Below are 19,247 nucleotides of genomic sequence, written 5' to 3'. Positions count from 1 at the left end.
GCGGGGGCTAAGGCTTCCGCGCCTGTTTTTGTTTGGCCTACGCGGCTTCGCGCGGCTTGAGCTCGGGGGGCGACGGCTTCGTTCGCTGCGACCTCTGCGCCAGGACGATGGCGCCCAGGACCAGGGCGCCGCCCAGGGCCTGGATCGGGGTCAGGGTCTCGCCGAAGATCCACCAGCCCAGCAGGCCGGCCACGACCGGCTGAATCAGGATGGTGACGGCCGTCACCGAGGCCGGCAGCTTGCCCAGGGCCCAGGCGACGCCGCCCTGGCCGAAGACGTGCATGATCCCCATGGTCAGACAGGCGGCCCAGCCCGACAGGCTGGCCGGGATGATGTCTTCGCCCAGGGCCAGGGCCACGATCAGCAGCAGGGGCGCGCCCACCAGGGTGGCCCAGAAGGTGATGCGCATGGCGCCGGCCGTGGCGCGGGCCGCCTTCACCGCCAGGAAATAACCCGAGTACCAGACCGCCACCGACAGGGAGAAGGCGTCGCCCAGCGGCGGATTGGTCCCCTGTCCGCCGTCGGCGCCCGCCGCCATGGCGAAGGCCCCGCCCATGGCCAGGGCCAGGGCCAGCAGGAACAGCCGATGCGGCGTCTCCTTCAGCACGATCCAGCCGAACAGGGTGACGACGACCGGGGTCAGGTTGCACAGGACCGTGGCGTTGGCGACCGAGGTCATGACGATGCCGTAGTGCCAGAAGCTGAGATCCAGGGCGAAGAACAGGCCGGCCAGCAGGGCCCATTTGGACGGGGCGGCGATCCCGCCCGGCTCGCGCGACGCCAGCAGCGTCAGCAAAGGCAGGGCGAAGACAAACCGCCAGAAACCGGCCGCCGCCGGTCCCGTCTCGGTCAGACGCACCAGAATGGGCGCCAGGCCCAGGACACAGGCGGCGATCAACAGGACGATCAGGGCGAAGGCGCGGGGGGAGACGCGGGCGGCGAGAGCGGACATGGCGGGCCTCTTACGCCGCCCCGCGACCTTCCGCCACAGGTCAGGTCAGATCGGAGGCGGTATCGATCCGGGCGCGCAGCACGACTTCCAGGCCGGGGGCCAGGTCGCGATAGTCGATACGGCCGTCCAACTGGGTGACCAGGCTGCCGATCATCATGGAGCCGAAGCCCTTGCCCGCCTTGTGGCCGCCCTTGCCGTCGTCGGCCACGACCAGGCGGAACCGGTCGTCGCTCTCGCTGAGGGTGATCCGCAGCGGGCCGGGCCGGCCGTCATAGGCGTATTTCTGGGCGTTGATGATCAGTTCGGTCAGGATCAGGCCCAGGGTCACGGCGCGGCCGGCGTCGATACAGACCGGGGCCAGGTCGGTCTCTATGGCGGCGGTCCAGTCGGCGCCCATGCTGGCGCCCAGGTCATCGACCAGTTCGCTGATGTAGCGCGACAGGTCGATCGTCGTGTCGTGGTCGCCGCGATAGAGGCGGGTGTGGACGGTCGAGACGGCGCGGACGCGGCGACGCGCCTCTTGCAGGGCCGAGCCGGCGGGACTGTCGCCCAGGTCGCGGGCCTGGAGGCCCAGGAAGCTGGAGACCAGGGTCAGGCTGTTCTGGACCCGGTGATTGACCTCGCGCATCAGGAACTGCTGCTGCTCCAGGCGCAGGTCGCGTTCGGTCAGTCGGGCCTGGAGCGAGTGGTTCTGGCTGCGCAACTGATTGACGGCGGCGAAGTCGAACAGGGCGTCGCGCAGGCGGGCGGCGGATTCCACGGCCGCCGCGCTCCAGCGCCGGGCGCGGCCGGTGACGGTCTGGGACCAGCCCTCGAACGAGGCGCGGGGCGTCAGGGGACCGCCGTCCGCCGCCGACTTGACCGCAGTGGATGGATCGCCAGCCCAGCGGATCGTCTCCAGGATCTCGGACCGGAACCACAGCAGCGACAGGGGCTGGTCGCCCGCCAGACGCACGGCCAGCAGGCCGCTGGCGTGGGCGCGCCAGGCCTGGGCCTCGGGCAACAGGGCGGACAGGGCGCTGGAGGCGACGGGGCGCAGGCCCGGCTGCTGGTCCAGCCAGTCCGACAGGCGGCGCACCGCCTCCTCCGGGGGCGTGTGGCCGAAACAGGCGATCCGGTCGCCGCGCACGATGGCCAGGCCGTCGGCGCCGACCAGATCGGTCAGCTGCCCCGAATGTTCGGCCAGGGCGGCGTCCAGATCGCGGTCGGTGGACAGGCGCAGGATCAACTCGTCCTCCAGCCGGCGCAGGCGGACCCGGTCGCGATACAGTTCGGCGTCGGCCTTGGTCTTCAACTGACGGGCCAGGCCCCGGGCCAGGGTGGTGCAGGCGACCCGCAGCTCATAGGACAGCAGCAGCGGCGTGGCGCTGTGGCAGGCGACCAGGCCCCACAGGACGTCGTCGACGATGATCGACACCGAGGCCGAGGCCCGCACGCCCATGTTCTTCAGATACTGGATATGGACCGGCGAGACCGAGCGCAGGCCGCTGTCGCTCATGTCCAGCGGCGGCTCGCCCGGCGCGACCGGCCGCAGGGGCTGGGGCGTATAGCGGCAGTCGGGGATGACCCGCACCGGATTGCGCAGATACAGGGCGCGGGCCTGGCGGGGAATGTCGGTCGCCGGGAAATGGTGGTTCAGGAAGGAGGACGCGCCGGACGCACGCGATTCCGCGACCACCTGGCCCGCCTCGTCGTCGAGGAAGCGGTAGATCATGACCCGTTCGAAACCGGTCAGGCTGCGGAAGGCGTCGGCGGCGCGTTCGCACACGGTCTGGACCGAGGCGGCCCGTTCCAGGGCGGCGGCGGCGGCGTCGAGCCGCGTGATCAGCTCGACCCCGAGACGGGCCTGCTGCGAGCTCTGTTCGACCTCGACCACCATCCGCTCCAGCGGACCCCGGCCGGGCGCATAGTGGACGACGATGTCGTATTCCAGCCGATTGGTCGCGCGCCAGCGACCGGCGAAGCCCGTCTCGCGGCTGCGGGCCATGTCGCGCAGACGACGGCCGACGATCTCGCCCAGAAGATCGGACGCCGACTGATCGACCCAGGTCGTGCGGCCGGTCAGATCCTCGACGGCGCCGGCGCCCTGTTCGACGGTCTGGGTCTCGGGATCGAGCACCAGCAGGAAGCCGTGGGGCTGGATGGCCTGGGGGACATGGATCGGCTCGCGATCGCAGTCGGTGAGGTCGATGTCGGGGCGGACGACGGACTCGCTCATGCGACAGACGCCAGCCGGAGGCCCACGCCGGCGAAGCGTGGCGGTTCCGGGATGTCGCGCCCGATTTCGATTGTGGGGAGGTTCATGCGAAGGACAAGGTAACACATTGGCGATGCTTGTCTATTTCGGGATTCCAGTGTCCGGTGGCGGACAGTGTCCCGCCGGTGGCCGGCGCGGACCATGGACACGGAACGGCCGCAGTCCCATGGCGTTGGAACACGGTTCCCCCTTTCAGCCTGGCAGCCCTTCATGAAACTGCGCGTCCGCGCCGAGCTCGTCTATCGTTTCGATCCGCCGACGGACGCCATCTACAAAATCCAGGTCGCCCACTGGCCCGGCCAGGACATCCTGGAAGAGACCCTGACCTTCGATCCCCCGGTGGAATTCCAGGAGGACGAGGACGTCGATTTCGGGGCCCGGACCCTGCGCTGCCATGTCGAGGGCGAAGTGACCCTGACCTATGAGGCCCTGGTCGATAACGGGGTGCTGAAGGGTTTGCCGCCCAGCGTGTCCCAGCATGACTGGGGCGAACTGCCGGCCGAGGTCCTGCCCTATCTGCAGCCCAGCCGGTACTGCCCGTCGGACCAGTTCGGCCGGTTCGTCACGCGTGAATTCGGCGACACTTCGGGCGGGGCGCGGGTGCTGGCGATCCTGAACTGGATCACCGAGAATGTGGACTATGAGCACGGCGTGTCGGACACCGAGACGACGGCGGCCCGGACCTTCATCGACCGGGCTGGGGTGTGCCGCGATTTCACCCACCTGGGGATGACCTTCTGCCGGGCGTCGGGCATTCCGGCGCGGGCAGTCAGCGCCTTTGCGCACCAGCTGAACCCGCCGGATTTCCACGCCATCTTCGAGGTCTGGCTGGACAACGGCTGGTGGCTGGTCGATGCGACGCGGCTGGCGCCGGTCGAGGGGCTGGTGCGGATCGCCTGCGGACGCGACGCGGCGGACATCGCCTTCCTGACGACCCAGGAGCGGTGTCAGATGGTGCGCCAGTCGGTGACGGTGGCGGCGGCTTAGGATCTTATCCAACACCGATCCGTCATCCTCGGGCTTGACCCGAGGATCGGGCGTAGTGGCGGACTGTGCCTAACGCTTCTGTATAAGCTGCAGATCACCCGGTCCTCGGGTCAAGCCCGAGGATGACGGGGATTGGGAGCGATGACGGAGATTGCGCGCGGGAAACTTACTGCGCCTTCGCCTTCTGCTCCGCCTTATAGGCCTGCAGCGCGTCGATCACCTCCATCTGGCGCAGCACCTTGTTCTGGGGGTCGATCAGGACGTGCGCGCCGGCGGGAACGGCGATCTCGCCCCGGCCGCCGGTCATGGCGACGGTCTGGACGCGCCCGTCGATCTCGATCTCCAGCGGCATGGGGAAGGTCTCGCCGTTGCCGGTGGCCCATTCCAGCCGCAGCAGCTCGCCCTCTCGCGTCTGGGTCAGGGCAGGCAAGGCGGCGTTGTAGAGATAGCCGCGGAAGAACCAGCCGTAGTCCTGGCCCGTCACCTGGTTGACGATCTGGAGGAAGTCTCCGGTCGAGCGGTAAAGGGGCTGAAAGGCGCCGGGGCGCGGATCGTCCGTTCCATAGACCAGCCGGGTCAGGGCCTGGTGGAAGGCGGCGTCCCCGATCAGCATCCGCAGCGAATGGCTGATCAGCGAGCCCTTGGAATAGATGTCGCCGCCGGGGCCGACGTCGCCCTTATAGACCTCGTCCTCGGTCTTGGGCGTGCCCGAGACGACGGGGAATTTGTTGGCTAGCCCTTCGCGCTGGTTGGCCAGTTCGCGCTGCATATAGCGGTCGCCCAGCAGCCAGCGGGCGTAGAGGGGCTGCATATAGCTGCCCAGACCTTCGTGCAGCCACATGTCGTCGGCGTTCTGATTGGTCAGCTGATTGCCGAACCATTCGTGGGCGAACTCGTGCTGCAGCAGCCAGTCATAGCCGCGCCCGTCGATCTTGTAGCCGTTGCCGTAGGCGTTGATGGTCTGGTGCTCCATGCCCAGGTGCGGGGTCTCGACCACCCCCATCTTCTCGTCGCCGAAGGGGAAGGGGCCGACCGTCGCCTCGAAGAAGTCCAGCATCTTGGGGAATTCGGCGAACAGGGCCTGGACCTTCTCGGGCGCGTCCGACTTCAGGTGCCAGTAGTTCATCGGGATCGTATTGCCGAACCGGCTTTGGTACTGGCCGCTGACCTCCTCGTAGGGGCCGACGTTCAGGGCGATGGCGTAGGTGTTGGGGGTCTTCGCCGACCAGTTCCAGGTGGTCCAGCCGTCGCCGTGATCGACCGTGCCCAGGAACCGCCCGTTGGACGGCGCCGACAGGGTCGAGGGCACGGTGATGTGCAGATCGACCCGGCCCGGCTCGCCGTGCGGGCTGTCGATACAGGGCCAGAAGATGTCGCAGCCCTCGCCCTGGACGGCGGTGGCGATCCAGGGCTCGCCCGACGGGGCCGTGGACCAGACGAAGCCGCCGTCCCAGGGCGCGCGGGGCGCGACGCGGGGCTGGCCGGCGTAGGCGACGCGCAGGGCGACGCTCTGACCGGCGGCCAGGGGGCGGGGCAGTTGGACCGTCAGGCGGCCTTCGGGATTGGACCAGCGGTCGGCGGCGACCTCGACCCCGTCGATCTGGACGGAGGAAATGGCCAGCAGGGTGTCCAGTTCGACCTCCAGCCGGTGCAGCGGGGCCGTGGCGGTGAAGTCCAGAACCGCGACGGCGTCGATGGCCTTGTCCTCAGGCAGGACCCGGATCGACAGGTCGGCCTTGTCGAACCGCATCGCCTGCTGCTCGGGCGTCAGGGGCTGGTCGGTGGCGAGGGTGAAGGCGGTCGACTCGCGCGGCGTCGCGGGCGGCGGAGAGGTCGTGGCGCAGGCGGCCAAAGTCAGGGCGGCGGCCGTGAAGGCCAGGGTGCGCGCAACGGTCATGGAATCCCCTCCGAGTACGGCCAAAGCCTAGCCGTAGGTCGGTGCGGGGAGCAAAGAAAAAGGCCGGCGTCGCCGCCGGCCTTTTCCAGAATGGATTTCGCAGTCGCCGATCAGGCGGCGGCGGCTTGCTCGGCCAGCTTGGCGCGAACCTGGCGCTTGATGCGCTGGGCGGCGATCGACAGCTGCTCGTCGCGGGCCTTGACGATAAAGGCGTCCAGGCCGCCCTTGTAGTCGAGGGTGCGCAGCGCGGCGTTCGAGATACGCAGCGAGAAGGTCTGACCCAGGGAATCCGAGGTGACCTTGACCGTCTTCAGCGACGGCAGAAAGCGGCGCTTGGTCTTGATGTTCGAGTGGCTCACGCTATGGCCGACCATCGGGCCGATACCGGTGAGTTCGCAACGACGCGACATCGTCAGATCCTTAAGGTGCGGCGTCCAGCCCGAAAGCAAGGGAGAAGACGCATGAAACAAGTACGCGCGGGAAGCAGCCCGCGCGAGAGGGGGCCGTATAAGGGAAGAGGAGGTTCGGCGTCAAGCCGAGTCTTGGGGCTTTCGAGGCCCGCCGCGCATCGGCCGGGACACGACGTCGTTCAGGCGTCATTCAAATGACGCGCGCTATGCGTCATATCATGAAGACCCACGCTGAACAGAAGGCCGCCATGTCTCGCTCGTCCCTGATTGATCGCCTGTCCAAACGCACCCTGTCCCTGAAGGTCTGGGCGGTCCTGGCCCCCGTGATGGCGGGCGGCGTCCTGCTGGCCGCGCCGGCCATGGCTCCGGCGCAGGCGGCTCAGGCGCCCGCTCAGAACGAAGTCCTGCCGGGCTATTGGGAATATACGACCAGCGCGGTCGGCCAGCGCGACACCGAGCAGAAATGCGTGCGCCCCAGCGAGATCAACCGCTTCTTCGGCGGCCTGTCGACCAACCGCTGGCGCTGCACCTATCCCACCCGCGTGGTCGGGGACGGCCGGGCGCGGTTCGAGGGCACCTGCCAGGACAAGAAGGGGCGCCGGGTCAATGTGCGGCTGAACGGCACCTATGAGGACACCAGCTTCCGCTTCAGCGGCGGGGCCCAGCTGTTGCGCGGCACCCCCTATATTCCGGCCACCATCACCGCGCGCCGCATCAGCGCCCAGTGCCCGGCCAACGCCGAGTATTTCTGAGCCTCAGACCGGCTCGGAACGGGCGACCACATAGGTGTGCATCTGATCGTCGGTCGAGAGGCTGACGTATTCGCCGGTCTCCAGCCGTTCGTCGGCCAAGCGGAAGCCGTGGACGTCGTCCGCCTCGCCGGGCTCGAAGTCCAGGTACCAGCGGTCGGGGGCGGCGTGACGCAGCCGGCCGAAGGCCAGGGTGGCGCCGTGCGAGAAGCGGCGGACCCGGCATTTCTCGGGCGCCTCGCGCCAGACAGCGGCGTCCAGGCGGCGCTCGGCCGTCAGGGGCGCGAGAATATCATAGCCCGCGTCGGGATCGCCCGCCGGGGCCTGCGGCTCGCGCGCCAGCTCCAGACGGATGTGATGAAAGCCCAGCGGGGCGGCGGTGTCGGTCATGGTCGGCTCCTGATCGCAGACCATGTGGACGCCGAAGCCGCAGGCGCGCCTTGATGTCGGTCAAACCAAAAAGGCCCCGGATCGCTCCGGGGCCTTTTCGTTCGTCCGATGCGGAAACTTAGGCGGCTTCGGCGGTCGGGATCGGCTTCTTGGCGCTGAGCGACTTGGCCAGCAGCTCGACGGCGGCGTCCTTGTCGATCTTGTTGGCGGCGGCGACTTCGCGCGCCATCCGGTCCAGGGCCGATTCATAGAGCTGGCGCTCCGAATAGGACTGTTCCGGCTGGGTGTCGGCGCGGTGCAGGTCGCGGACCACTTCGGCGATGGAGATCAGGTCGCCCGAGTTGATCTTGGCTTCGTATTCCTGGGCCCGGCGCGACCACATGGTGCGCTTGATGCGGGCGCGGCCCTTCAGGGTGGTCAGGGCCTTGGTCACGACGTCGTCGGCGGCCAGCGAACGCAGGCCGGCCGTCGCGGCCTTCTTGGTCGGAACGCGCAGGGTCATCTTTTCGTGGTCGAAGGTCACGACATAGACTTCCAGCGACATGCCCGCGACTTCCTGAGTCTCGACCGCCGCGACTTTCCCGACGCCGTGCGCCGGATAGACGACCGCGTCGCCAACCTTGAACTCCAGACCAGTCTTGCTCGTCATATTCGTCCTTTCCCGGTCAGGGCCGGGCGAAACGAAGGCGCAGGAAACGCAAACAGGATCTCGGCCGCCGGATCTCTCCGTCGGTCGGGATGATGCTGGGCGTCAAATGCGGAAACGGATCACCAAACCTCTGGCCGATCCCGTCTGTGGGCGGGATTCTGTCGCAAACACGGGCAGCGCGAAGATTTCGCGGACTGCCCGATCCAATGAAACAGTACCTATCACAAAATGACGGAATTTCAAAACGTCCACAGGGCGGGCGTGGATTTGCGACAGTTCGACCTCGGTCGTTCGGCAGGGAGGGGCGCCGAAAGTCGTCGAGAAATCAGGAGCCCTTGCCGGGCTTGGGGCTGAAGTATTTCTCGTACTTGCCCGTCTCGCGTTCATATTGTTCGCGGTCGGCGGGGGGCGTGCCCTTGACGGTTATGTTGGGCCAGACCTTGGCGTATTCGGCGTTGACCTGAAGCCACTTGCCGTCCGGCTCGTCCTCGGTGTCGGGGACGATGGCGTCGACGGGGCATTCCGGCTCGCACACGCCGCAGTCGATGCACTCGTCCGGGGCGATGACCAGGAAGTTCTCGCCCTCGTAGAAACAGTCCACCGGGCAGACCTCGACGCAGTCCATGAACTTACATTTCACGCAGGCGTCGGTGACGATGTAGGTCATGGGGCGGCGAACGGGGTCGAAACTGTGGGTGGGAGGCCTGCGACATGGCGGCCACGCAACCAACTGTCAACAGCGCGGCTTAAGGTGGGAGACGTTCGCAGGCGGCCTGACACGACTTGACAACAGTCAGGCTTAATCGCAACTGTGTTGATTGCATATACCGTCCCTCTTCAACCGGAACATTCCCATGCGCACCCCCTTCATGAAATACGCCCTCGCGGGCGCCCTGGCCGTCAGCCTCGCCGCCGGCGGCGCGGTGGTGGCCCAGGCCGCCCTGACCAAGACCCCGTCGGAAGTGACCGCCGGCGCCTATGACCTCGATTCCGGCCACGGCAAGATCACCTGGTCGGTGAACCACCTCGGCTTCTCGACCTACACGGGCCAGTTCGTGAACGTGAAGGCCGAGCTGAAGCTTGACGTCGCCAATCCGTCGGCCAGCACCCTGACCGCCACCATCCCCCTGACCGACGTCGCCCCGAACGACGACAAGCTGAAGGGCCACCTGCAGACCGCCGACTTCTTCGACACCGCCAATCATCCGACCGCGACCTTCGTCTCGCGCTCGGTGACGGTGGACGCCGACGACGCCAATGAGGCGACGGTGGTCGGCGACCTGACCCTGCGCGGCGTGACCAAGCCCGTGACCATCGAGGTCGAGTTCAACCAGGCCGGAACCGCCATGGGCGCCTACAAGGCCGGCTTCGACGGCGAGGCCACGATCAAGCGCTCGGACTTCGGCATCAACTACGCCCTGCCAGCCGTGTCGGACGAAGTGAAGCTGCACCTCGAAGGCGAGTTCGTCCTCAAGCAATAAGGATCTTCGCGCCGCCTTATGGCGCGATGATCAGAGAATAGAGGGCGCGGGCTTCTTCAGGCGGCCCGCGCCTTTCGCCTATGGCGTCCACCGTCAGGGTCGTGACCCGTCCCGCCTGAACGAAGGTCAGCAGATCGCCGGGGCGGACGCAGCGGCTGGGCTTGTCCAGCCGGCTCTCCCTTCCCTGATGCGTCAACCGCACCGCGCCGCGTTCGACCAGAGCGGCGGCCAGTCCGCGAGTCTTCACGAACCGGGCGCGCCATAACCAGACGTCGATGCGGCAGGCGCCGTCTGTGGACGACATGCGGGTTCAGGCTCCCGAGCTGGGACGGAGGTCGCGGTCGAGCTGTTCGCCCAGTGAGACGGCTAGTACGGCTTCGAACCGCGCCATGAAGTCCGTACGATCAACGCTGAGCGTGATGAAAACTTCACCGGTGTCGAGGTCGCCTTGGCGGAAGTACAGGCGGTCAGCGCGGCGCGCGGCGTCAAAGGTCCACCCCTGATCGGCGTCGAAGAAGTCCGGGACGTCGTCCCGTCTCAGCCAGTCTGTGAAGGCGATCAGGTCGGTCGGGCGATCCCACCAGGGGAAGTCGATCCCTTCGGCCCTGCGTGCGGTGGCGAATTCGAAGAACAGGCGGTTCTCGCTCTGAACGATACGGGGCGTCAGGTCCTCGGCGGCGCGCGCCTGTTTGGTCCAGTCGGTCATCTCTCGCCGGTCGCCGCCATCTTCTTGCGCGGGCGACGACGTTTGGCCCGCGCCGGCGGTGTCGCTGTCAGGGCGGCCAAGGCCGCGAAGGGCGAATCCTTTACCGGTTTGGGCGCCGCACCCGGTTTGTCGGGCTGGCGGGCGCGTTCGGTCTTCAGGGCGGCGATGACCTGTTTGGCCTGATCGGCGGACCAGCCCAGATCGACCAGGGCGGCGTCGGACAGTCGGCCCCTGTCTGCGGCGTTGGCGGCGCGCAGATCGGCCATCTTCTCCAGAGTCTCGACCGGCGCCAGCCAACGGCCGGCCGCGCGCAGGCCGTGAGCCGAAAGCAGGCGGGGCGAGGGCGGTTCGGGCGGCGCGGGGATCAGATCGGGCGTCGCGGGAATCAGGGGGGCGTCCAGGAAGGCCTGGGCAAAATGGCGGGCGCGGGGCTTTTGCAGGCCCGGCAACCAGACGGAATGGGCGCCGACGCGGATGGCGAAGCTTTTCAGGGTGCGGCGCTCGACCTGGCTGAGTGCGGCGAGGTCGCGTTCGACGTCGCGACGGTCGATCAGGCCCCCGGCCTCGATCAGGCGGAAGGCGATGCCGCGCGGCAGGCCCTTCAGGGCGCCGGATTCGACGGCCTGACGCAGGCGACGCAGATCCCGCAGGGCGCGACCGGCCTCGAACGCCAGCCAGGCCTCGATGCGGCGCTTGGCGCGCTCGCGGGCGGGTGTGGGCCCCAGTTCGCCCAACAGACGGACGGCGGGCGAAAAAGGATCGGCCCCGGTGGGCGTGGACTGAATCTGGGCCGTCAGGACGCCGCGCCACAGCACGGCCCCGTCCGGCGTCACGGCGAAGGCCTCGTCGGTCTCGGCGGCGAGGCGGCCCAGACGGCGGTTGATCTCGGGGGTGACGGCGCGGACCGCCGCCTGACGCAGGGTGCGGTCCTCCAGGGCCGAGGCGCCCTTCTCCATCTGGAAGCGGACGCCCTCCAACTGGCCCACCACCTGGCCCTCGATCGTGACCTCGCCGTCGTCGGCGACGCCCGCAAACGTGTCCTCGCGCACGTTCAGGGCCCGCATCAGGGCGGTGGTGCGGCGGTCGACGAACCGGGCGGTCAGCCGCTCGTGCAGGACGTCGGACAGACGGTCCTCCAGGGCGCGCGTCCTGTCGCGCCAGCCCTGGGCGTCGTGGACCCAGTCGGGGCGGTTGGCGATATAGGACAGGGTGCGGACAGCCGACAGACGCGCGGAAAGCTGGTCGATCTGGCCGTCGTCACGGTCCACGAAGGCGAAGCGCGGCCCCATCCAGTCGTCGGTCAGCCGGCCCCGCTTGCCGGTCAGGGCGTGGAAGACGTCCTTGGCCAGGCGGGCGTGTTCGTCCAGGGTCGTCTTCTGGAAGTCCGGCAGTTGGCAGGCCTCCCACAGCCGCATGACGGCGCCGCGCGAGCGGCCGATGCGGGCCACCTCCTCGTCCTTGATCAGGCGACGCAGCAGGGTCTCGTCCAGGGCTTCGGCCGTCAGGCTGAGGCCGCTGCGCTGGGGGGTGACGGTCAGCGATCGCAACAGGTCGGGCAGGGTGTCGAGATCGAGCTTTGCGTTGCGCCACTCGGCGGCTTCGACCGGATCGAACCTATGCTCGACCACCTGCTCGACCAGATCGTCGTCCAAGTCCTCGGCCTCGGCCGTGACGCCGAAGGTGCCGTCGCGCAGGTGGCGGCCGGCGCGGCCCGCGATCTGGCCGATCTCATGGGCGTGCAGCCAGCGGGTCCGCCGGCCGTCGAACTTCCTCAATCCCGCAAAGGCGACATGGTCCACGTCCATGTTCAGCCCCATGCCGATGGCGTCGGTGGCGACCAGGAAATCCACCTCGCCCGACTGATACAGGGCCACCTGGGCGTTGCGGGTGCGGGGGCTGAGCGAGCCCATGACAACGGCGGCCCCGCCCCTCTGACGCCGGATCAGTTCGGCGATGGCGTAGACCCGCTCGGTCGAGAAGGCGACGATGGCGCTGCGGCGGGGCAGGCGGGTCAGTTTCTTGGAGCCGGCATACGAAAGCGTGGACAGCCGGTCGCGCGTCACGATCTCAACGTCCGGGACCAGGCGGCGGATCAGGGGCTCCATGGTCCCGGCGCCCAGGAACATGGTCTCGAACCGGCCGCGTGCGTGCAACAGCCGCTGGGTGAAGACATGGCCGCGTTCAGGATCGGCGACCAACTGGATTTCATCCACGGCCAGGAATTCGACCGACCGCTCCAGCGGCATGGCCTCGACCGTGCAGACGAAATAGTGGGGGCGGGGCGGGACGATCTTTTCCTCGCCCGTGATCAGGGCGACGGCGGCGGCGCCCCGCTGTTTGACGATGCGCTCGTAGATCTCGCGGGCCAGCAGCCTCAGCGGCAGGCCGATCATGCCCGAGGCGTGACCCAGCATCCGCTCGACCGCCAGATGGGTCTTGCCGGTATTGGTGGGCCCCAGCACCGCTGTGACGCGGGAGGGGGCGAAGCCTGCGGACCGGTCGCTCATGACCCCTGCAAGGTGGCGATGATCCCGGTGCGGCTCAAGGGGCTTTTCAGGCTTCGGCGCAGCGCAGCCCCATCCGCACCAGCATGGACAGGCTGGTGACCTGCATCTTCTGCATCACCTTGGCGCGGAAGATCTCGACGGTTCGGGGGCTGATGCTGAGGCTGATGGCGATTTCCTTGTTCGACTTGCCGTCGATCAGAGCCTCGAAGACCTGGCGTTCGCGCGGCGTCAGACTGGCCAGGCGGGACGTCGCCTCCTCGCGCGCCTCGCTTTCGGCCCCCTGGCGTTCCAGGACGGACAGGCAGCCGCGCACGGCTTCGAGGATGCGGTTCGGATCGAAGGGTTTTTCGATGAAGTCGACGACCCCCGCCTTCATCAGTTGAACCGCCAGGGGCACGTCGGCGTGACCGGTGATGACGATGACGGGCCAGGCCTCGCCACGCAGTCGAGAAAGCTGGCGTATCAACTCGGCGCCTTCCATCTGCGGCATGCGCAGATCGGTGATGACGCAGGCCGTCTTTTCTTCGGGCAAGGCGTCCAGGAAGGCCGTGGCGCTGGGGAAGCCGCGGGCGCGAATGCCCTCGCCGCGCAGGAGCATCAACAACGAATCCCGCAAGGCCTGATCGTCGTCGATCACGAAGACGGAGTGTTGAGTCATGCGGCTTCGAGCTCCGAGACGGGGGAAAGGCAGAAGGAGAAGGCCGCGCCGCCCAGCGGACTGCGGCCGACGGTCAGGACGGCGTCATGGCTCTCGATGATGGAGCGGGTGACGGACAGGCCCAGGCCCATCCCGCTCGCCTTGGTCGTGGTCATCGGCTGGAAGATCCGGTCCATCTGATCTTCTGGAATTCCAGGACCATCGTCTTCTACGACGATCTCGTAGCCCTGGTTTCCAAGGCTGCGTCCGGTGATGCGCACCAGGCCGAGTTCACGCCCCGCGACGGCGTCGACGGCGTTGCGGACCAGGTTGTTGATCGCTTGTTGGAACTGGATGCGATCCGCCAGCACATGATCGCCGACGTCGCGCACATCGACCCGGATCACCACGCCCGTGTCGACACGGATCAGGTCGAAGAGGGGACGCAGGTCTTCGATCATGGAAGAGACGCGCTGTTCGGTCAGGTCGCGGGCGCCGGTCGAGACGAATTCGCGCATGCGGCGAATGATGTCTCCGGCGCGAATGAGCTGGGTCTTGGCCAAATCCAGGGCGCGGCCGGCGCTGTCGCCCAGCGGCCCTGCCCGGGCGATGTCTGTCTGGCCGGCGTGCAGATAGACCGTGGCGGCCGTAAGGGGTTGGTTCAGCTCGTGCGCCAGGGTCGCCGCCATCTCGCCCATGGAGTTAAGCCGCCAGCTCTTGCTGAGCTGGTTCATCAGATCGCGCATGCGATCATTGGCGGCCGCCGCCTGTCGCTGGTCGCCGAGGGACAGCACCATCCGTTCGGGATTGACGCTCTGGGAGAGAAGGCTGGCGTGGATCGTCAGCGGAACGACCTCGCCGTCCGGCCGACGCGCCAGCCAGGACCCGGTCGGCGGCAGGGAGAGCGGGACGCCGTGGATCACGGCGGCGAGCGCGGTTGTGTCGAAATCGGAGACGAAAGTGCTGAAGGGGCGGGCGAGCGCGTCCGCAGACGTGACGCCGAGCAGGTCTGCGGCGGCGGGGGTGATTCGCAGGATGCGGCCCTCGCCGTTCAGCGTCACGACGGGAACGGAGGCGAGGATGCTGTCCAATAGGGCGCTGCGGCTGTTCAGGCGGTGACAGACCTCCGCCATGATGAAGGCGACGGCGACGAACAAGGCTGCGTGGACAGCGGCGTCCACAACGCCCTGTCGAGGCAGAATGACTATGTCGGCGATGATGGACAGGCCGATCGCCGCGATGGTCGCCGGACGACGAGCCACCAAGGCTGTCGCTATCACAGCCGCCAGCATGGGCAGGTAGTGGATGTGGCCTACAGTCTGGAGCGTCAGGCGGAAAGCCGATGCAACCAATACGCAACCGGCGGCAAGCAAAAAGCCGCCCCAACACGTCCGGGCAAATTGAGCCATAAGCTGTGACAGATCAGGTCGAGTAGAAGCCGCTGGCCGTGCTTGCATCATGCGATATCTCGCATCTGCGAAAACATAATCGTCACGTCCTTGCCGCTTTTTTGACCCAATCTCTATAACATTCCTGATGTTAGGGAAAAGCACGTATTATTAATTTTTGCGATTAAGTTCGCCTGATGGGCGAAAATCGCCCGTCGGCGCGAGGCGGCCCGCTTCCCTACGCATTCCTACCTAGGGTGCGGTTCAGAAATCATATTAATCATCATCTCATGCTTCGCGGGCAGAATGCAGATGCTCCGAGGTGGTTGATGTTTCCCGAAATCCTCCCAAGCCCTTCGACGCCCAGGCGTTTGACCGACACGCGCAAAGCGCAGGACGGCGACTTCCTGGTGATCGGAATGGGTGCGGGCGAATCGGGACGCGGCCTTGGGAGAATCCACTCGGACGGGTTCGCCGTCTCTGCAGATTCGATCTGATTGTTGCGATACCTGGGAGAGTACGCGTGAAGTTTACTGAAAACATGCCGGTCGGCCGCAAGCTGTTCAGCGCCTTCGCCTTGGTGCTGGTCGCCATCGCCATCATGGGCGCCGTCGTCGTGGCGAATCTCTTGGCCCTCCAGAGCGCGGGCGAGGCCCGCAGCGTGGAAAACTCCATGACCCGCGCCACGGCCCGGGCGGAGTTCTATCTGGCCAAGCAGGAGAACGCCTATCGCGGCTACCTGCTCTCGGGCGATCCCTATTACACTGAGCGACTTGACGCCCACCGCGCCAAATTCATCGCCGCCCTGGAAGAAGAGCGCGCCGGTCTGCCTGCAGATCGCACGGCGCCGATAGATCGGGCGATCCAGGCCAACGCCGAATGGTACAAGAACGTCGTCCAGGTCGGACAGGTCCTGGTTCGCGAGGGCCGCCTGGAGGAAGCCGAGAACATGGTCGGCCGCGAAGGCGTCGCGGACACCTATATCGCGCCGGCGGAAGAGGCGGTCGATGAGCTGAAGGCCGCCAACGAAGCGGCGCTGGTGGTGACGCGCGACGCGCAGAACACGGCGACCAAGAACGCCATGATGGCGGTGATGATCGGCCTGATCTCGGTGCTGCTGCTGGCCCTGGCCGTCGGCTTCGGCGTGACCCGCGCCATCGTGCGGCCGACGATGAGCATGATCGGCTATATGCAGAAGCTGATGGCGGGCGACACCTCGATCCAGATCGTCGGCGCCGACCGCAAGGACGAGTTCGGCAAGATGGGCCAGGCGATCGTGGCCTTCCGCGACGCCGCCGTCGAAAAAATCCGCATCGAGGCCGAGGCCGCCTCGAACCGCTCGATGAGCGAGAACGAGCGCCTGGCCAACGAGGCCGAGAAGGCGCGCATCGCCGAAGAGGATCGCGTCGCCCTGACGGCTCTGGCCGACGGCCTGGCCGCCATGTCGAACGGCGATCTGACCCACCGGTTCACGACTGAGGTCGCGCCGCGCGCCGAAAAGCTGAAGACCGACTTCAACACCGCCATCGCCCAGCTGCAGCAGGCCATGAGCGTGGTGCTCAGCAATGTGGCGGGCATTCGCTCGGGCGCCGGCGAGATTTCGCAGGCCGCCGACGACCTGTCGCGCCGCACCGAACAACAGGCCGCCAGCCTGGAAGAGACCGCCGCCGCCCTGGACGAAATCACGGCGACGGTGAACAAGACCGCCTCGGGCGCGCGTCAGGCCTCTGACGTGGTTCAGTCCGCCAAGGGCGACGCCGAGACCTCGGGCGTCATTGTCCGCGATGCGGTTTCGGCCATGCAGGCGATCGAATCCTCGTCCAGCCAGATCAACCAGATCATCGGCGTCATCGACGAGATCGCCTTCCAGACCAATCTGCTGGCCCTGAACGCCGGCGTCGAGGCGGCGCGCGCCGGCGAGGCCGGTCGCGGTTTCGCGGTCGTGGCGTCGGAAGTGCGGGCCCTGGCCCAGCGTTCGGCCGATGCGGCCAAGGAGATCAAGACCCTGATCTCGGCCTCGACCACCCAGGTGGGCTCGGGCGTCAAACTGGTCGGTCAGACCGGCGACGCCCTGCAACGGATCGTGGACCGGGTCGCCGAGATCGACGCCCTGGTCACGGAAATCGCCGCTTCGGCCCAGGAACAGGCCGTGGGCCTGGCCCAGGTCAACACGGCTGTGAACCAGATGGACCAGGTCACCCAGCAAAACGCGGCCATGGTCGAGCAATCGACCGCCGCCAGCCATTCGCTGGCTCAGGAGGCGGAAGCTCTGCAGACGTCCGTGGCCCAGTTCAAGGTCGGCCAGGGTTCAGAAGGTCACGCCGCCCCCAGCCGCCGCAGCCCGGCGCCCGCTCGCCCCGCCCCGGCTCACCAAGCCGCGCCCAAGCCCGTCAATCGCATGATCCAGGCCCTGAAGACCGTCGGCCGCGGCGGCGCCGCGCTCAAGGTCGAGGCCGATCCGGAAGGTTGGGAGGAGTTCTGATGATTCCGTCTTCAAGGGGTATTTACCAAAGCTGTGCCATGCATGGTCTTGGGGCAGATGAAGGGAACTTCTCATGACGGACGCCATCGTGCTGGCGACGGTGCTGGATATGAATGCGGCCGAGCCGTTGAAGGCGGAGCTGCTGGCGCGACGGGGTCAGCCGGTCACGGTGGACGCCTCGAACGTCGAGCGTCTGGGCGGTCTCTGCCTTCAGGTCTTGTTGTCGGCCCGCAAGACCTGGGCCGCCGACGGCGTCGATCTGATCATCGCGCCCCAGTCCCAAGGTTTTTCTGAACAGTGGACCGCCTTCGGTGCGTCCGAAGCCAATGACTACGACCCCCTTGCCCAAGACACCCTTGCCCAAGACCCCCTTGAAGGAGCTCTCGCGTGAAAAAGACAGTCCTGACCGTCGATGATTCCCGCACCATGCGCGACATGCTGCTGATGGCCCTGGAGGACGCGGGTTACACCGTGATCCAGGCCGTCGACGGCATTGATGGTCTGGAGACCCTGGCCGCGCAAGGCGCGGACGTGGTCATCACCGACATCAACATGCCCCGCATGGACGGTTTCGGCTTCATCGAAGGCATGCGCGCCGATCCGAACCACCGGACCACCCCTTGCCTGGTGCTGACGACCGAGAGCGACGCCGAGAAGAAGGCCCGCGCCCGCGCCGCCGGCGCCACCGGCTGGATCGTCAAACCTTTCGATCCGGTCAAACTGGTCGACGCCGTCCGCCGCGTCGCGGCCTAACCCTCACAGATCGATCGGCCGCAAGCCATGGACGCCTTCGAAGCCATCAAAGCCACCTTCTTCCAGGAATGCGACGAACTGCTCGCGGATCTGGAATCGAAGCTGATGCTGCTGGAACAGGGTCAGACCGACCTTGAAACCATCAACGCCGTCTTCCGCGCCGTTCACTCGGTGAAGGGGGGGGCGGGGGCGTTCGGTCTGGAGGCCCTGGTCCGTTTCGCCCACGTCTTCGAGACGTTGATGGACGAGCTGCGTGCCGGTCGCAAACCCTGCGACACGGTGACGATCAAGACCCTGCTGCGCGCCTCCGACGTGCTGGCCGACCATATCCAGGCCGCGCAAGGCCTGGCCCCGCCGGTCGATGAGGAGCGTTCGGCCGGTCTGGTTCATGAACTGGAACTGCTGACCCACGGCGGCGAGGCGCCGCCGGTGGTCGAGGAAGACGAAGACGACTTCGGCTTCGTGCCCATGGCCTTCGACGTCGCGCTGGAGGAACCCCTACCGTCCCTGGACGAGCCCGAGGCGGTTACGGCCGAGGCCCAGACGGGCTGGCGTATCCTGTTCAAGCCCCACGGCCGCATGTACGGCAGCGCCAACGAGGCTGGCCTGCTGCTGCGCGAACTGGGTCGCCTGGGACCGATCGCGGTGTCGCTGGACGACAGCGCCGTGCCGACGCTGGACGTTCTGGTGGCCGAGGACGGCTATCTGACCTGGACCATCGATCTGACCGCAGCGATCGAGGAGAAGGTCGTGCGTGAGGTGTTCGACTTCGTCGAGGCCGACTGCGACCTGACGATCTCGCCCCTGGGCGGCGGGGCGGAACCGGTCCTCGCCTTCGAGGACGAGCCGCCGGCGGTGCTGCCCGCCAGCGACGAACTGGATATCGCCGCCCTGCTGGCCAAGGCCGCCGGTGGCGCGCCCGCCGCCGAGCCGGCCCCCGTCGCCGTCGCCCCCGCACCGGCGCCGGCGCCTGAGCCTGCTCCCGCCGCTCCTGCGCCCGCG

General features: G+C 67.3%; 19 protein-coding genes. 7 read left to right on the top strand and 12 right to left on the bottom strand.

What is annotated here, in order from left to right; genetic code table 11:
* Positions 1–37 precede the first annotated feature (37 nt).
* Together Q7J26_RS10350 and Q7J26_RS10345 are read right to left on the bottom strand one after the other, a co-directional pair.
* The gene (locus Q7J26_RS10350; protein WP_304936371.1) at positions 38–952 is read right to left on the bottom strand and encodes a DMT family transporter; all 915 of its coding nucleotides are present in this window, start codon (positions 950–952) and stop codon (positions 38–40) included.
* A gap of 40 nt (positions 953–992) precedes the next feature.
* Positions 993–3,170 (bottom strand): histidine kinase dimerization/phosphoacceptor domain -containing protein, encoded by a 2,178-nt coding sequence (locus tag Q7J26_RS10345; RefSeq protein WP_304936370.1) that lies wholly within the window; start codon positions 3,168–3,170, stop codon positions 993–995.
* A gap of 249 nt (positions 3,171–3,419) precedes the next feature.
* On the opposite strand from Q7J26_RS10345, the gene Q7J26_RS10340 reads away from it, so the two are divergent.
* Positions 3,420–4,196 carry a transglutaminase family protein gene (locus tag Q7J26_RS10340; RefSeq protein ID WP_304936369.1) on the top strand — a complete coding sequence of 259 codons (777 nt, stop codon included), beginning with the start codon at positions 3,420–3,422 and terminating at the stop codon, positions 4,194–4,196.
* A gap of 166 nt (positions 4,197–4,362) precedes the next feature.
* On the opposite strand, the gene Q7J26_RS10335 is transcribed toward Q7J26_RS10340, so the two are convergent.
* Positions 4,363–6,093 carry a M1 family metallopeptidase gene (locus Q7J26_RS10335; RefSeq protein ID WP_304936368.1) on the bottom strand — a complete coding sequence of 577 codons (1,731 nt, stop codon included), beginning with the start codon at positions 6,091–6,093 and terminating at the stop codon, positions 4,363–4,365.
* A gap of 110 nt (positions 6,094–6,203) precedes the next feature.
* Complete coding sequence (rpmB, locus tag Q7J26_RS10330; RefSeq protein WP_035306987.1) at positions 6,204–6,503, bottom strand: 50S ribosomal protein L28; 300 nt, start codon at positions 6,501–6,503, stop codon at positions 6,204–6,206.
* A gap of 218 nt (positions 6,504–6,721) precedes the next feature.
* On the opposite strand from rpmB, the gene Q7J26_RS10325 reads away from it, so the two are divergent.
* Positions 6,722–7,255 (top strand): DUF3617 family protein, encoded by a 534-nt coding sequence (locus Q7J26_RS10325; protein WP_304936367.1) that lies wholly within the window; start codon positions 6,722–6,724, stop codon positions 7,253–7,255.
* Between the two features lie 3 nt (positions 7,256–7,258).
* Here Q7J26_RS10325 and Q7J26_RS10320 read toward each other — a convergent pair whose 3' ends face one another.
* The 3 genes from Q7J26_RS10320 to fdxA form a co-directional block, all read right to left on the bottom strand.
* The gene (locus Q7J26_RS10320; protein WP_304936366.1) at positions 7,259–7,642 is read right to left on the bottom strand and encodes a hypothetical protein; all 384 of its coding nucleotides are present in this window, start codon (positions 7,640–7,642) and stop codon (positions 7,259–7,261) included.
* A 118-nt stretch (positions 7,643–7,760) separates the two neighbouring features.
* Positions 7,761–8,291: a CarD family transcriptional regulator gene (locus tag Q7J26_RS10315; RefSeq protein ID WP_008260268.1), complete on the bottom strand. Its 531-nt coding sequence runs from the start codon at positions 8,289–8,291 to the stop codon at positions 7,761–7,763.
* 325 nt (positions 8,292–8,616) lie between these two features.
* Complete coding sequence (gene fdxA / locus Q7J26_RS10310) at positions 8,617–8,958, bottom strand: ferredoxin FdxA (RefSeq protein ID WP_017505910.1); 342 nt, start codon at positions 8,956–8,958, stop codon at positions 8,617–8,619.
* Positions 8,959–9,145: 187 nt separating this feature from the next.
* On the opposite strand from fdxA, the gene Q7J26_RS10305 reads away from it, so the two are divergent.
* Positions 9,146–9,772 (top strand): YceI family protein, encoded by a 627-nt coding sequence (locus tag Q7J26_RS10305; RefSeq protein WP_304936365.1) that lies wholly within the window; start codon positions 9,146–9,148, stop codon positions 9,770–9,772.
* 16 nt (positions 9,773–9,788) lie between these two features.
* Here the strand turns inward: Q7J26_RS10305 and Q7J26_RS10300 are convergent, their stop codons facing one another.
* The 5 genes from Q7J26_RS10300 to Q7J26_RS10280 are packed head-to-tail and all read right to left on the bottom strand — an operon-like array spanning position 9,789 to position 14,884.
* Positions 9,789–10,076 (bottom strand): RNA-binding S4 domain-containing protein, encoded by a 288-nt coding sequence (locus Q7J26_RS10300; protein ID WP_304936364.1) that lies wholly within the window; start codon positions 10,074–10,076, stop codon positions 9,789–9,791.
* Between the two features lie 6 nt (positions 10,077–10,082).
* A complete protein-coding gene (locus Q7J26_RS10295) occupies positions 10,083–10,478 on the bottom strand; it encodes a hypothetical protein (protein ID WP_304936363.1) in 396 nt (131 codons plus the stop codon).
* The gene (locus Q7J26_RS10290; protein WP_304936362.1) at positions 10,475–12,985 is read right to left on the bottom strand and encodes a helicase-related protein; all 2,511 of its coding nucleotides are present in this window, start codon (positions 12,983–12,985) and stop codon (positions 10,475–10,477) included. The genes Q7J26_RS10295 and Q7J26_RS10290 overlap by 4 nt, the downstream gene beginning before the upstream one ends.
* Positions 12,986–13,031: 46 nt before the next feature.
* The gene (gene fixJ / locus Q7J26_RS10285) at positions 13,032–13,643 is read right to left on the bottom strand and encodes a response regulator FixJ (protein ID WP_304936361.1); all 612 of its coding nucleotides are present in this window, start codon (positions 13,641–13,643) and stop codon (positions 13,032–13,034) included.
* Positions 13,640–14,884 (bottom strand): nitrogen regulation protein NR(II), encoded by a 1,245-nt coding sequence (locus tag Q7J26_RS10280; RefSeq protein WP_304936360.1) that lies wholly within the window; start codon positions 14,882–14,884, stop codon positions 13,640–13,642. Before Q7J26_RS10280 ends, fixJ begins: the two co-directional genes overlap by 4 nt.
* A 667-nt stretch (positions 14,885–15,551) precedes the next feature.
* On the opposite strand from Q7J26_RS10280, the gene Q7J26_RS10275 reads away from it, so the two are divergent.
* The 4 genes from Q7J26_RS10275 to Q7J26_RS10260 all read left to right on the top strand — a co-directional run.
* Positions 15,552–17,492 (top strand): methyl-accepting chemotaxis protein, encoded by a 1,941-nt coding sequence (locus Q7J26_RS10275; RefSeq protein WP_304936382.1) that lies wholly within the window; start codon positions 15,552–15,554, stop codon positions 17,490–17,492.
* Between the two features lie 73 nt (positions 17,493–17,565).
* Complete coding sequence (locus Q7J26_RS10270; RefSeq protein WP_304936359.1) at positions 17,566–17,883, top strand: STAS domain-containing protein; 318 nt, start codon at positions 17,566–17,568, stop codon at positions 17,881–17,883.
* Positions 17,880–18,245 carry a response regulator gene (locus Q7J26_RS10265; RefSeq protein WP_008263015.1) on the top strand — a complete coding sequence of 122 codons (366 nt, stop codon included), beginning with the start codon at positions 17,880–17,882 and terminating at the stop codon, positions 18,243–18,245. Before Q7J26_RS10270 ends, Q7J26_RS10265 begins: the two co-directional genes overlap by 4 nt.
* Positions 18,246–18,272: 27 nt before the next feature.
* The coding region (locus tag Q7J26_RS10260) for an Hpt domain-containing protein (RefSeq protein ID WP_304936358.1) at positions 18,273–19,247 on the top strand (975 nt) is incomplete at its 3' end.

It is taken from the genome of Brevundimonas sp. (genome assembly GCF_030656255.1).
Lineage (GTDB): Bacteria > Pseudomonadota > Alphaproteobacteria > Caulobacterales > Caulobacteraceae > Brevundimonas.
Note: the sequence above shows the minus strand (reverse complement) of the source record. Positions and strands in the feature narration are given on the sequence as shown.